General features: G+C 21.4%; 10 protein-coding genes and 1 pseudogene. 7 read left to right on the forward strand and 4 right to left on the reverse strand.

Features of this window, described 5'->3' with window-relative positions:
• Positions 1-1,050: 1,050 nt before the first annotated feature.
• The 7 genes and pseudogenes from DH96_RS01220 to DH96_RS01250 all read left to right on the forward strand — a co-directional run bounded on the left by DH96_RS01220 (position 1,051) and on the right by DH96_RS01250 (position 10,355).
• The gene (locus DH96_RS01220; RefSeq protein WP_111961290.1) at positions 1,051-1,524 is read left to right on the forward strand and encodes a cold-shock protein; all 474 of its coding nucleotides are present in this window, start codon (positions 1,051-1,053) and stop codon (positions 1,522-1,524) included.
• 88 nt (positions 1,525-1,612) lie between these two features.
• Positions 1,613-1,717, forward strand: a pseudogene (locus tag DH96_RS01225) (S-adenosylmethionine synthetase N-terminal domain-containing protein); the annotation flags it as partial.
• Between the two features lie 793 nt (positions 1,718-2,510).
• Positions 2,511-3,068 (forward strand): S-adenosylmethionine synthetase N-terminal domain-containing protein, encoded by a 558-nt coding sequence (locus tag DH96_RS01230; protein ID WP_111961292.1) that lies wholly within the window; start codon positions 2,511-2,513, stop codon positions 3,066-3,068.
• Between the two features lie 665 nt (positions 3,069-3,733).
• Positions 3,734-4,435, forward strand: a complete 702-nt coding sequence (locus DH96_RS01235; protein WP_111961293.1) for a methionine adenosyltransferase domain-containing protein — start codon at positions 3,734-3,736, stop codon at positions 4,433-4,435.
• Between the two features lie 27 nt (positions 4,436-4,462).
• Positions 4,463-5,890 (forward strand): proline--tRNA ligase, encoded by a 1,428-nt coding sequence (proS, locus tag DH96_RS01240; RefSeq protein ID WP_111961294.1) that lies wholly within the window; start codon positions 4,463-4,465, stop codon positions 5,888-5,890.
• 220 nt (positions 5,891-6,110) lie between these two features.
• On the forward strand, positions 6,111-7,478 hold the full coding sequence (locus tag DH96_RS01245) for a hemolysin family protein (protein WP_066540560.1): 1,368 nt from the start codon (positions 6,111-6,113) through the stop codon (positions 7,476-7,478).
• Between the two features lie 114 nt (positions 7,479-7,592).
• Positions 7,593-10,355 carry a cation-translocating P-type ATPase gene (locus DH96_RS01250; protein ID WP_066540557.1) on the forward strand — a complete coding sequence of 921 codons (2,763 nt, stop codon included), beginning with the start codon at positions 7,593-7,595 and terminating at the stop codon, positions 10,353-10,355.
• On the opposite strand, the gene DH96_RS01255 is transcribed toward DH96_RS01250, so the two are convergent.
• From DH96_RS01255 to tmk, 4 genes are read right to left on the reverse strand one after another with little or no spacing between them, the layout of a single operon-like run.
• Positions 10,352-11,914 (reverse strand): methionine--tRNA ligase, encoded by a 1,563-nt coding sequence (locus DH96_RS01255; RefSeq protein WP_066540554.1) that lies wholly within the window; start codon positions 11,912-11,914, stop codon positions 10,352-10,354. The two genes, DH96_RS01250 and DH96_RS01255, sit on opposite strands and share 4 nt — an antisense overlap.
• Positions 11,915-11,924: 10 nt before the next feature.
• Complete coding sequence (gene rsmI, locus DH96_RS01260) at positions 11,925-12,797, reverse strand: 16S rRNA (cytidine(1402)-2'-O)-methyltransferase (RefSeq protein ID WP_066540548.1); 873 nt, start codon at positions 12,795-12,797, stop codon at positions 11,925-11,927.
• A 2-nt stretch (positions 12,798-12,799) separates the two neighbouring features.
• Positions 12,800-13,798: a hypothetical protein gene (locus tag DH96_RS01265; protein ID WP_066540545.1), complete on the reverse strand. Its 999-nt coding sequence runs from the start codon at positions 13,796-13,798 to the stop codon at positions 12,800-12,802.
• Between the two features lie 2 nt (positions 13,799-13,800).
• Positions 13,801-14,427: a dTMP kinase gene (tmk, locus tag DH96_RS01270; protein WP_066540543.1), complete on the reverse strand. Its 627-nt coding sequence runs from the start codon at positions 14,425-14,427 to the stop codon at positions 13,801-13,803.
• Position 14,428: the final 1 nt, after the last annotated feature.

Raw genomic sequence — 14,428 nt, forward strand, 5'->3', positions numbered from 1 at the left:
ATGGTTGGTTAAGCCACTTCATATTAAAGCCTCTTTTCCGCCCTAAATCCCATCTTAAATTTATAAACGCCCTAGAATAACAGTAAATGTAGTTAACTGTTAGTTTTTGCTAACTCCTTTTTTTCCCTTAGCCTCATTACAGAGGTTATCCATTTATCATCTTCAATTCGCAAAAGCTCTTCAACTAAACTACTTAGTCTGTCTTTCACTTTGATAATCTGCTTTAATTATTTCTTCTTTCGTGGAAATAACCGATTATCGATTGTCACGTATTATCACAACGTGTGTAATTGGTGAGATTACTCGATATTTAAGCCTCTTTTTCGCCCAGATGGTCCTAAAGTACAAATAATTTTTGTTTTATTCATTAAATATAATATTTTTTCCTTTCAATTAACTTCTATTATTTATAAATTTAATTTCTAACGAAAATAATCAACATATCAGATATATTAAATTTATAAATATATATAAACTAAATAATAATTAGTAAATAAATTTTTTTGAATTTAATATTCATAAGTTTATTAAAAAATAATTATTAATATAACATTTTAGTATAAACCTATGAATTATAATTAATTATAATAAATAAATAATATAAATTAAAATTTTTTATTCTTTTATATAAAAAATACAAATTATTACAAAAAGTTAAAATTATAAAAAATCCAAAATATAAAATTTTTATAAGATTTTCTTAAAATACTATATTTAATAACTTTATATTAAAAAAGTATCTTACATTACGTAGTTTACAAGATAAAAAAATATATTCAATATATAAAATGAAGAAATTTTAAAAAAATCTATAAATTTCAAATATAATTAAAAATTGGTATTTTTTAGTTAAAAATTGATACAATCAATTATACTAATTAATGAAATAATATTAATCAATAAAATAATAAAAAATATTTTTTTCATCATTTAAAAAATAAATGTTATCATAATCTCAATTATAATGTTGTTGATTTTATAAAAAAATGTTATATAATTAAAGAGGTTGTTCAAAACTAATTAACAGAAAAAGGAGTTTTATATAAATAAATGACTAAATTTCGTGGTATTGTCAAATGGTTTGCGCCGGAAAAAGGATTTGGTTTTATATCAAATGTTGTAAAATTAACAGAAGAAAAAAAATATGTAAAATTACCAAATGACATTATAGCAAATAAAGATAGCGAACCTGAAGCTATAGAACAATGGAAACGAACAGAACAAGAAACAGGAAGCAATGATATTTTTTGTCATTTTTCTTCTATATTAAAGGAAAGTAAAAAGGATCAAAAACAAGAAGAACATAATATGTCTGATCGAAATAATTCTTTTTTTAATAATGAGGATAAATCCAGAATTTATGCTAATTCAAATATTAAAAAATTAGTAAACGACGAAGAAGTTGAATTTGTTATTCGATTTTCTGAACAAAACGGTGTAAAAAAAGTACAAGCTATGGATATTATTGTTATAGATGATGAAAAAGATCAAATTATAGATAAAAATACAAAAAAATTAAAATAAATTTATAACAATCAATAAATTAAACAAAAGGCTTTTTGAAAGTCTTTTTTTTTTAATTAAAAATAAAAATGTTTAAGGAAAATGTTAAATGAAAAAATTTAGTACTGAAGCTGTAACTAAAGGGCATCCTGATAAAATAGCAGATCAAATTTCAGACGTTTTATTAGACGCTTATTTAAAAAAAGAGGGCGAAAAAGAGGCTTAAATATCGAGTAATCTCACCAATTACACACGTTGTGATAATACGTGACAATCGATAATCGGTTATTTCCACGAAAGAAGAAATAATTAAAGCAGATTATCAAAGTGAAAGACAGACTAAGTAGTTTAGTTAAAGAGCTTTTGCGAATTGAAGATGATAAATGGATAACCTCTGTAATAAGGCTAAGGGAAAAAAAGGAGTTAGCAAAAACTAACAGTTAACTACATTTACTGTTATTCTAGGGCGTTTATAAATCATATTCTTTTAATTTATAAAATTATTACATTAGCATTAACCTAGAACCTACCAAAAGAAATGGTATCTAAAACCATCTTATATAAGAAAAATATTTTATATAAGTTGTTTATTTTGGTCATCCCACCTAAAAATCATCAAGGGAGATATTTAAAGTAACTTTCATCTTCCTAAACCTCTTAAATAGAGGCAAGGAAAAAGCAGAATCAGAGTAGTCGAAGGAAATTGAAAGCTAACGTTGGAATACGCTAGTGGATTGACCTTCCAAGGCAAAGGGGAAAACCCTTTACAAGGCGAAAGAGGAAGTATAAACGTTTTTTTCACATAGAAAAGGTGAAAAGATATTTTTTTATCATTTAGTAAATACAAATATCTGATCTTTTCAATGATGAGAAAAGAATTATGAAAGCAAAAAAAAGGTTTTTTAGTTTAACAGTCACTTTACTAGAAGATATAATAAAAAACTTTCTGTGAGAATTAATAAAATTATTTTTTATGTTTAATTAATTTTAGTTTATGCAACCGCCGGATGCTTGGAAACTTGCTTGTCCGGTGGTGTGGGGGGCTTATGGTAATAAATCCGTCATCTTATACGGTTAAACGTCATAATTCTATCTCGATTAATAAAGCTAAAATTGCAATAGAAACAGTAGTAACAAAAAAAAAAGTAATTCTTCTAGGTGAAATAAATACTTTTTACGAATTAACTAATTCAGAAATCAATAATTTAGTAAAAAAAACAATTAAAGAAATAGGATATACTGAAAAAAAAGATAATTTTTATTTTAATGATGTAACTATTATTAATTTAATACAAAAACAATCTTATGAAATTAGCGAAGCTGTTGAAAAAAAAGGAGCAGGTGATCAAGGTTCAATGTTTGGTTTTGCTACAAATGAAACACCTTTTTTTTTGCCTTTAAATTTTGTTTTAGCTAAACAATTAGCTGATGAATTAACAAAATCTAGAGAAAATCAAAAAATACCATTTTTAAAACCAGATGGAAAAACACAAATAACTTTAGTTTATGACAAAAAAAACAACCCTCTTTACATAGAAACGGGCGGAAAAGAGGCTTTAATATGAAGTGGTTTAACCAACCATACACAGTGGATAATCTGTGGCAATCGATTAGTGGTTATTTCAACGAAAGAAGAAATAATTACAGCAACTAATCAAAGCGGAAAACGGATGTATTAGTTTCATCTAAGAGGTTCCGCTAATTGAAACCGACTCAAGGATAACCTCTGCAACGAGGCTAAGAGAAAAAAAGAAAATAAATATCACTTATTCAAATTTATTTAAATCTAAGAATCTTTAATCTTTAGTTTCTGGATTAAAGAATTATCAATTTAAAAAACTTAGAACTTACCATTTTAATAAATATTTTTAATTTATTTTAATTAATAAATAATATTAAAAATTAATTAAATTGGTCATCTCACCTAAAAGTCATAAGGTAAATATTAGAGTAACTTTCATCTTCCTAAACTTCTTAAATAGAGGCAAGGAAAAAGCAGAATCAGAGTAGTCGAAGGAAATTGAAAGCTAACGTTGGAATACGCTAGTGGACTGACCTTCCAAGGCAAAGGGAAAAGCCCTTTACAAGGCGAAAGAGGAAATTTTAATTTGTTGATTTAATAAAATAGAGTATCAAAAAAAGTTTCTTTGTTAGATCTAACCCAGAAACTAATTTTTAAATAATAATGAATTAAGAAACCTATACGAACAACAATTAACTTAACCGCCGGATGCTTGGAAACTTGCTTGTCCGGTGGTGTGAGAGGCTTATGATAATAAATCCGTCTTGTACGGTTAAACGTCATAATTCTATCTCGATTATCGTTATTTCTTGTCAACATAAAAAAAATATTAAAAAAAAATATTTAGAAGAAGAAATTATTAATAAAATTATTAAAAAAAAAATAAAACCAAATCTTATTAATAAAAAAACTAAATTTTATATTAATCCTTCAGGAAGTTTTACACTTGGAGGACCTTCAGTAGATACTGGATTAACAGGTAGAAAAATTATTCAAGATTCTTATGGTAATGAAATTAGGCATGGTGGAGGTTGTTTTAGCGGAAAAGATGGTACAAAAGTAGATCGCAGCGGAGCTTATATGGCTAGATACTTAGCTAAAAATATCGTAGCATCTGGTATTTGTAATAAATGTGAAATTCAACTTACATATGCTATAGGAATAGAAAAACCTATTAGCTTATATATTAATACTTTTCAAACTAATAAAGTAAAAGAATCTTTAATAATTGAAACTATTAAAAATCATTTTGATTTAAGTCCTCAAGGAATTATTAAAAAATTAAATTTAAAAAAACCTATTTTTGCTATTACTTCTAGAGAAGGACATTTCGGAAGAATAGATAACTTGTTTTCTTGGGAAAGAATTGATCAAAAATTTATTTTTTCTAAATTACTTTTAATAAAATAAAAATATATTAAAAAGGATTTTTCAATAATGGATCGTCAAAAATTAGTTAAAGAAATAAAATCACGTAATATAGATTTTAGCCAATGGTATACAGATATTTGTATTAAATCTGAATTAATTGAATATTCAGACATTAAAGGTTTTTTTATTTATTTACCTTATGGTTATGCAATATGGGAAAATATTCAATTTTTTTTAAATAAACACTTAAAAAAAAGTCAACATCAACAAGTTTATTTTCCTATATTTTTTTCTGAAAAATTATTTCAAAAAGAACAAGAACATATAGAAGGTTTTACACCAGAATCATTAATAATTAATCAAATTGGAGAAAAAAAAATACAAGAAAAATTAATTTTAAGACCTACTTCAGAAGTATTATTTTCTCAATATTATGCAAAAAAAATAAATTCTCATCGTGATTTACCTAAATTATTCTTTCAATGGTGCAATGTTGTAAGATGGGAAAAAACTCATAAACCTTTTTTAAGAAGCAAAGAATTCTTATGGCAAGAAGGTCATACAGCACATTCTTCTAAAAAAGAAGCTTTAAAAGAAACTAAATATATATTAAATTTATACAAAAAATTAGGTAAAAAAATATTAGCAATACCTTTTGTTTCTGGTAAAAAAACACAAACAGAAAAATTTAAAGGAGCTGAAATTACTTATTCTTTAGAAGCTTTAATGTATGATGGACAATCTTTACAAGCCGCAACTTCTCATTTTTTAGGTCATCAATTCTCAAAACCTTTTCAAATTAAGTTTCAAGATAATGAATTAAAAAACAAATTTGTTTATCAAACTTCTTGGGGTATTTCCACAAGATTAATAGGAGCTTTAATTATGATTCACGGAGATGATGAAGGATTAGTAATGCCACCTTTTGTTGCTCCTATTCAAATAGTCATAATCCCTTTAAATTTAAAAAATCAAAATATTTTAGAAAAATCAAGAAAAATTTTTAATCAATTAAAAAGAAAATATAAAATACATTTAGATGAACAAAAAAAAAATATTGGTTGGAAATTTAGTTATTATGAAATGAAAGGTATACCTTTAAGAATAGAGATAGGTTCTGAAGAATTAAACAAAGAAGAAGTGACAATTTTTATAAGACATAATTTTAAAAAAATAGTTGTTAAAGACCAAAATATAAATAAAACTCTTCCAATTTTATTAAAAAAAATTAATGATAAAATGTTTCAAAAAGCTTTAATTCATTTAAATCAAAAAATATATAAAGCTAATACATACGAAGAATTTAAATATTTTTTAAAAGACAAAAAAGGTTATGTTAAAATGAGTGTTTATGAACAAGAAGCAGAAAAGATAATAAAAAAAGAAACGGGAGCTACAGCGAGAGTTATTCTTTCTGAAAAATTAATTACAAAAATTTGTCCTATTACTAATAAAAAAGCGAATAAAACTATTTTGTTTGCCAGATCGTATTAAATTAATTACAAAAAAATAAAATCATTTTGACTTTTTTTTTTTTATATGTTAAACTATTGTTAGTTTCAGTTTAAATTATCAATGAAAAATAAAAAGAAAGAATAAAATAATTTTATAATATAGATATGAGGTATAATAATATTTCAGTTTTTTTATATCATATTAAAAAAAATTTATATTCACTTATTTTTTTTGTTTTTGAAAAAGAGGTTATGTAAAAGTGAATCCGGCCGTCATTATATTAAGTACTATTTTTTTAATTTTACTTAACGCTTTTTTTTCTGCTATTGAAATTGCTTTAGTTTCTTTAAGTGAAAATAGAATTAATTTAGAAATTAAAAAAGGTATTATTAAAGCATCAAAAATCAAAAAAATAAAAGAAAAACCCACTAATTTTTTATCCGTTATACAAATAATGATCCATATAATTACATTTATACAAGGAGCAATTTTAAATAACTTTATTATACAATCAAATAACTTATTTTGGAAAAAATGTTTAATTCAGTTAATCGTAATTTCTTTGTCTATTATTTTTGGAGAAATTTTACCCAAAAGAATTTCTTTAATTTCTCCTTTAAAAACTGTTTATTTATTATTTAATTTTTTTTATTTTATAAGTTTTTTAACTAAACCAATTGTTGGACTTTTAAATAAAATTAGTAATATTTTTTTATTTTTATTCAGAATTGATAAAAATAAAAAAAATGATTCTTTCGCTGAAGAAGAATTAAGATTTTTGCTTCATTCATCATATCGTAAAGGTATTATCGATAGAAGCGAAAATAATATGATTCAAAATATTTTTGATTTTGATGAAACTGTTGTGTCTGAAATTATGCGTCATAGAAAAGAAATAGTTGCTATTAAATCAGATATAACTCAAGAAGAATTAATTAATTTTATCTCTAAAGAAAAATATACTAGATTTCCTGTTTATGAGGAAAATATTGATAAAATTATCGGAATTGTACATGTTAAAGATATCTTTAAAAGTTTATTAAAAAAAATTAATAACGGAAATGAAAAAGATATTTTAATATCAAGAATAAAAAATCAAAAAAATATTTTTAAAGAGGATAATATTTCTAAAAAAAAATTCAATATTAAAGATTTAATAAGAAAAGCTTATTACGTATTAGAATTTAAAAACATAAGCGAATTATTTAAAGAAATGCAATTAAATCAAAATCATATAGCTATTGTTATTGATGAATATGGTGGTACTTCTGGTATTGTAACTATAGAAGATGTCATTGAAGAAATTTTAGGAGATATTAAAGATGAATATGATAATAAACAAAAAATAGATATTGCTAAAATTTCGGAAAAAGAATATATAGCAGAAGGAACAGCTCATTTGTACGAAATAGAAGAACATTTAAAAGCTGATTTACCTATAAATGATTATGATACTTTAAGTGGTTTTATGTTAGGTCAATTAAAAAGAATTCCCGAAAGTAATGAAAAAATAAAAATAGTTTATAAAAATTGGCAATTTGATGGATTAGCACATAATGAACTTGTAATAACTAAAATTAAAATTACTAAAATAGATAATCAATTATTAACAACAGAACAAAAATAAAAAAGTTTATTTTACCAAAAAAAGAAGTTATTTTGATAAAACAAAATAAAACTTCTTTTTTTATTAAAAAAATATTTTAGAAAGAAAAATAATTTCAACGAGATTTAAAATATTATGAATATTTCCCTTTATCAATTAGAAATTGATGTCTTAGAAAAAAAGATAAAAACCAATTTAAAAACTGGTTTAACTGAAAAAAAAGTTAAAAAAAAATTATCAAAATATGGCTTAAATAAAATTATCAAAAATAATAAAATATCATCATTAAAAATTTTTTTAAAACAATTTAATAGTTTTTTTGTTTATATTTTATTAATAGCTTCTTTTTCGACATTATTTATTGGTTTATTAAATAACAAAAAAGAAGAAATAATCGAAAGTATTTTAATTTTGATTATTATTTTCAGTAACGCATTTTTAGGTTTTTTTTATGAAAAAAAAAAAGAAAAATCATTAAAAATAATTAAAAAAAAAACTCAATCTTATACTAAAGTTTTAAGAAATAATGAACTTAAATTAATTTTAAGAGAAAAATTAGTTCCTGGAGATATTGTAATAGTAGAACAAGGAGATATTGTACCAGCTGATTTGAGAATAATTAATAGTAATAATTTAAAAATAAACGAATCAATTTTAACAGGTGAAAATTTAATAGTAGAAAAAAATAATAATATAAATATAAAAAATATAAAATTAAAACCATATTTATTCGATATTAATAATGCATTATTTATGAATACAAATATTATTCATGGATATGCTAAAACAGTAGTTATCCAAACAGGATTAAATACACAAATAGGTCAAATTACTAAATTAGTTTCTAAAACTAAAAAAATTAAAACTCCATTAGAAAAAAATATTAATGATTTAACAAAAATATTAAGTTTTATTATTTTAATTCTTATAAGTATTAATTTTATCTTAAATATATTAAAATATAAATTTTTCTATCATCAGAAAATTAATTTTTTTATAATTAAAAAATTTTTATTATCTTCCATTATTTTGGCTGTAGCAGTTATACCTGAAGGATTACCAGCAATCGTTACTATTATACTAACTTTAGGAATTAGAAGAATAGCTAAAAAAAAAACTATTATAAAAAATTTAAAATCTTTAGAAACATTAGGAGCTATTAATGTTATTTGCACTGATAAAACAGGTACTTTAACAAAAAACCAAATGAAAATTAAAAAACTATATTTATATAATAAAAATATAGAATTAAGTGAATATCAAACTTTTAATAAAACAAAAAATGAAGATATCATTAAATTAATTAATTATGGTATATTATGCAATAATGATTTTAATATAGGAAATCAAAATAAAAATATTTTATCAGATCCAGTAGATCAATCTTTTTTAAATTTAGCTAATGATTATAATTTTGATATTAATATGATTAAAAAAAATAATATAAAAATAAAAGAATTTCCATTTGATAATCAAAACAAACTAATGATGGCTATTTATCAAAAAAATAATAATTTCTTTATAATTATTAAAGGTGCATGTGAAATTTTATTAAAATTATCAAATTATATTGAAAGTAAAAATAATATTTTCGAAAAAAATAACTTTTATCAAAACATAATAGATAATAAATTAAGTTTATTATCAGAAGAAGGTTATAAAGTTTTAACTATTTCATATGCTCCATTAAAAAAAACAGATTTTTTAAAAAATTTTTTAAAAAATAATATTTCAATAAATGAAATACTATCTTTCTTAAAAAAAAAAATTATCTTTTTAGGAGCTGTTGCTATTGAAGACCCGATTAGAGAAAAAATACAAATTACTATTCAAGATTGCAAAAAAGCTTTTATAAAACCTGTTATGATTACTGGAGATCATTTAAATACAGCTAAAAATATAGCATCAAAAACAGGAATTATACAAAATAAAAATGATTTAGCTATTACAGGAGAGATATTAGAAAATTTATCTACAGAAGAGTTTATTAAAAAATTACCAAATATTAAAGTTTTTGCTAGAGTTAGTCCAGAACATAAGTTTAAAATAATTCAAACTTACCAAAAAATAGGTTGCACAGTTGCTATGATAGGTGATGGAATTAATGATGCTCCTAGTATAAAAATCGCCAATGTAGGTATTGCAATGGGTATAACAGGAACAGAAATTACAAAACAAGCTGCAGATATTATTTTAACAGATGATAATTTTGAAACTTTGAAAAAAGCTATTTTAGAAGGTAGAAATATTTTTAATAACATAAAAAAAAGTATATTATTTTTACTAAGTTGTAATATAGGAGAAATTTTTGTAATTTTATTCAATACTTGCGTTGGTCATTTGATTTTTTTATCAAATTTTGATATATTAAATTCTCTTCAAATACTTTGGATTAATTTAATTACCGATTCTTTAGTAGCAATTGCTTTAGGGTTAGAACCTAAAGATTATAATTTAATAAAAGAAAAACCACGTAAAATTAAAAATTCATTATTAAATAAAAAACTAGTTTTAAAAATTTTATTAGAAGGAATATTAATAGGTTTTATTACCTTTGTATCTGCTTTTATTGGTTATAAAAATCATAATAATAGTCATCAATATGGGCAAACTTTTGCTTTTATGGTATTATCTTTATCACAATTAATACATTCATTTAATTTAAGAAATTTAAATAAATCTATTTTTATTTTAAAACCTAATTTATACTTAAGACTTTTTTTCGGAATAAGTATTAGTTTGCAAATATTGATTTGTTTTATACCTATTTTTCAAAAATATTTTCAATTATCTAACTTATCGAGAATAGATATTATAATTATATTTTTGTTATCTATATTACCATTAATTATAGTAGAAATTGTTAAATTTTTATTAAATAAAATCAAAAAAAATTAAATTTTATTTTTTTCTAAACGTTTAAAAAGTATATTTCCTAAAAATAATTTTTTATTTTGAGTAATACCAAATTCTTTTAAACTTTCAAAAGTAGTTTGTTCTGCTTTAATTTGATCTAAAATATTATAAGAAGTATTAGGTAAAAAAGGTTTTAACAAAATACCTATAAAACGTATTGTTTCGACTAAATTATAGAGACACAAATCTATTTTATCGTGATCAAGATAATTTTTAAACAAATCCCAAGGTTTTATAATATCAATATATTTATTACATAAACGAGCTAGTTTAATAATTTGTTTTAAAGCATCAGATATTTTATATAACTTCATATAGCCAAAAACTAATCTAACAGTTTCTAATGAAACTTTAGATAAATTAATTTCATTATTTTGTGAAAAATTTGTCATAACTACTTTTTTTAATTGATTATTTTTATATTTTTCTATCATACCTAAAGTACGATTTAATAAATTACCTAAAGTATTAACTAAATCTGTATTATATTTTTCAAATAAAAGATTAAAAGTAATAATACCATCCGAAACATATGGAATTTCTGATAACACAAAATATCTAATAGCATCAACTGGAAAAAATTTTAATAAATCTTCAACATAAAGAACATTATTAGTAGATTTAGACATTTTTTTATTATTAAATAAAATCCAAGGATGAATTAAAAATTGTTTAGGTAAAGGTAATTCTAAAGCCATTAATAAAATAGGCCAATAAATAAGATGAAAACGACTAATATCTTTCCCTATAACATGAAGATCGCAAGGCCAATAATAATTAAACTTTTTATTTTTGGTAAAAATGCAATTATCTTGCATAAGGCAATTAAAACCAGTAATATAATTACTTAAAGCATCAATCCAAACATAAACTATATGTTTACTATCTAATGTTAAAGGTATACCCCATTTAAAAGAAGTACGTGTAATGGATAAATCAGATAATGGTTCTTCTAATAAATTGAAAATTTCTTTTTTTCTTTGTTTAGGGAGAATTAAATTTTTTTCACTTTGTAAATAATTTAATAATTTTTTTTGATAACGATGTAATTTTAAAAAATAAACTTCTTCAGAAGACCAAATAGGTTTTTCTCCATTTATTGTTTTTCCATTAATTAAATCTTTTTCAGATACAAAACTTTCTTCTGAAACAGAGTACCATCCTTCATATTTACCTAAATAAACATCTTTTTTTTCAATTAATTTTTCTAAAATATATTGTACATTTTTTTTATGAAGTGCATGAGTAGTTCTAATAAAATAATCATACTTAATGTTCATTAAATCATAAATTTTTTTAATTTTATCACTCACATTATTAACATATTTTTGACTACTAAAACCTTCTTTTTTGGCTTTTTGTTCTATTTTTTGTCCATGTTCATCTGTTCCTGTTTGAAAATAAACATCATAACCTTTTAATCTTTTGAAACGTGTTATAACATCAGCTAAAATCATCTCATAAATATTACCAATATGAGGTATAGAAGAAGAATAAACAATAGAAGTTGAAATATAAAACTTCTTTTTTTTTATCAACATATTTTTGATTTCAATTCTCCTTTTTAAAAATATTTTTTATAACTTTGTATTCATTATAAATATCTTTTTTTTTTATTTTTCTTTCTTTAGCTACTTTTTGAAAAGCTTCTTTTTCATCAAAACCTCTTTTTAAAAAAAACATAATATGATCATCTAAGCTTAAGTTTTTATAATAAGGATATATTTCTTTATTATTCTCAATTAATAAAACATATTCACCTTTTAAAGATAATTTTTCTTTTAAAATAGTTTCAATATCACCATTAATAATAGTCTCGAATTTTTTAGTTAATTCACGTGATAAAGAAATATTACTATAATAAAAATATTTCTTAATTTGTAATAAAGTTTTATAAATTCTTAAAGCTGATTCATAAAAAATAAGTGTTCCTTCGAATAAACAATAATTTAAAAACAAATCTTCTTGTAATTTTTTATTTTTAGGCACAAATCCGAAAAATATAAAAGGTGTTTTAAAAGAAGAAATACTAAAAGCAGATAAAAAAGCTGAAGGTCCAGGAATAGTAGTTACATAAAAACCACTTTTTTTAATTTCTTGAACTAAAAAAAGACCTGGATCACTGATTATAGGAGTGCCAGCATTACTAATTAAAGCTAAATTTTTTCCAGATCTTAATAAAAATAAAATTTTTTGTAAACGTTTTTTTTCGTTATATTTATGTAAAGAAATTAATTTATTTTTGAAATTATAATATTTTAAAATTTTTTGTGCTTTTCTGGTATCTTCGGCTAAAATATAATCAACTTCTTTTAATGTTGCTAAAGCTCTAAAACTTAAATCAGACATATTACCGATAGGAGTTGAAACTAAAAATAAAGTTTGTTTTTTTTGCATAAAAGTTTTTTGAATAATTATAGTCATATTTAATAATTTTTATTTCTTTCTTCAAATAAAAAATTTTTTTGAATTTTTTCTATTTCAATAAACAAAAACATAAAACATAACTCAGAATCTAAAACATAACTTTTCTGTTCTATTGTAAGAAAAATATTTAAAAAAATATTAACATCTTCAAGAGATAATTTATTAAAAAAAGGTGTATTTAATAAATTCAAGGGAAAAATAAAATTCATTTTTCTTTTAAAAAAGTATAAATCTAAAAAAAATCTTGTTATCACAAATAAAAAATCATTAATAAATTTTTTTTCATCTAATAATGATTTATTATCTAAAAAAAAATGAATAAAAGAAAAATTTTTTTGAAGATTATTCACAAAAACCAAAAAAAATTTTTTAAAAGTAATATAATAATTATTTTCTGTTTCTTTATTATCATTTTTTAGAAATCTATCATCTAATAAAAAATTTAAAATATTATCTAATTTATCTTTTAAATTATTATTTAATAAAAAAGTTTTGTCTTTTCGATTTTCAGTGATTAAAAAAAAATCTAAATAAAATAATTGTGATCTTGAAACTATAGTTGACAATACTGAATTATGATTATTAGTTATTAAAATCCCTAAAGTATCATTATTAATAGGATTTTCTAAAAAATACAATAAACTATTAGCAGCTTCATAAGAAATATTTTCAATTTGATTAATAACGTAAACTTTTTTAGTTTGTAATAAAGAAGTTTGGTAAAAATATCTTTTCATTTCTAAAATTTGCTCTTTTTTAATCAATAAATCTTTACTAGATGATAAATAGTAAAAATTAGGATAAGAAAATTTTTTAATTAAATATTTTAAATTAGGTATAAAACAATCATTTTTTAGAAATTCATACGCTAAATCAAATATAAAAGAAAGAGTATTTTCATTATTGTTAACAGTTTCGAATAAATAAAGATGAATTAACCTTTTATTTTTAATAATTGTTTTAAATTTTTCTAATAAATATTGTCTTTTATTATTCATAATTATTTTTTTAAAAAACTATTTATTTTTGATTCAATTATTTTTTCTATTTCTGGTAAAGAGCGATTAGCATCAACTTTATGAATTCTTTTTGAATACTTTTGACATAATTTCAAATAACCATATCTTACTTTTTTATGAAAATTAATATTTTTTAAATCAAAATACTCTATTTTACTTTTTCTTTCTTTTTTTAATCTTTTTAAACCTATTTTAGGTTCTAAATCTAAATAAAAAGTGATATCAGGTAAATATTTAAAAGCAAAAAAATTAATATTATGAATAAATTTTTCTCCTAATTGTCTAGCATATCCTTGATAAGCTAAAGAAGAATCTATATAACGATCACAAATTACAATTTTTTTTTTTTTTAATGCTGGAATTATAATTTTTTTTAAATGTTCTATTCTATCAGCTGCAAATAATAAAGCTTCTGTATAATTATCTATCTTATCTTGAAATGTCAATAACATTTCTTTAATTAAAATATTAAATTTATTAGAATTATTTTCATTTCCTCCAGGTTCTTTTGTTAAAATAACAGAAAAATTTTGACTTATTTTATGAAATAAATAATTTGCTAAAGTAGTTTTGCCTGCTCCTTCGCATCCTTCAAAAGAAATAAACATA

Origin of the sequence: Candidatus Phytoplasma oryzae (assembly GCF_003263355.1) — a bacterium.
GTDB lineage: Bacteria > Bacillota_I > Bacilli_A > Acholeplasmatales > Acholeplasmataceae > Phytoplasma > Phytoplasma oryzae_B.

Excerpts from the sequence above, each read along its gene's own strand:
- DH96_RS01235 (WP_111961293.1), top strand. The coding sequence starts at position 3,734 with ATGCTTGGAAACTTGCTTGTCCGGTGGTGTGAGAGGCTTATGATAATA.
- rsmI (WP_066540548.1), bottom strand. The coding sequence starts at position 12,797 with ATGACTATAATTATTCAAAAAACTTTTATGCAAAAAAAACAAACTTTA.
- DH96_RS01255 (WP_066540554.1), bottom strand. The coding sequence starts at position 11,914 with ATGTTGATAAAAAAAAAGAAGTTTTATATTTCAACTTCTATTGTTTAT.
- DH96_RS01250 (WP_066540557.1), top strand. The coding sequence starts at position 7,593 with ATGAATATTTCCCTTTATCAATTAGAAATTGATGTCTTAGAAAAAAAG.
- proS (WP_111961294.1), top strand. The coding sequence starts at position 4,463 with ATGGATCGTCAAAAATTAGTTAAAGAAATAAAATCACGTAATATAGAT.
- DH96_RS01230 (WP_111961292.1), top strand. The coding sequence starts at position 2,511 with ATGCTTGGAAACTTGCTTGTCCGGTGGTGTGGGGGGCTTATGGTAATA.
- DH96_RS01265 (WP_066540545.1), bottom strand. The coding sequence starts at position 13,798 with ATGAATAATAAAAGACAATATTTATTAGAAAAATTTAAAACAATTATT.
- tmk (WP_066540543.1), bottom strand. The coding sequence starts at position 14,427 with ATGTTTATTTCTTTTGAAGGATGCGAAGGAGCAGGCAAAACTACTTTA.
- DH96_RS01220 (WP_111961290.1), top strand. The coding sequence starts at position 1,051 with ATGACTAAATTTCGTGGTATTGTCAAATGGTTTGCGCCGGAAAAAGGA.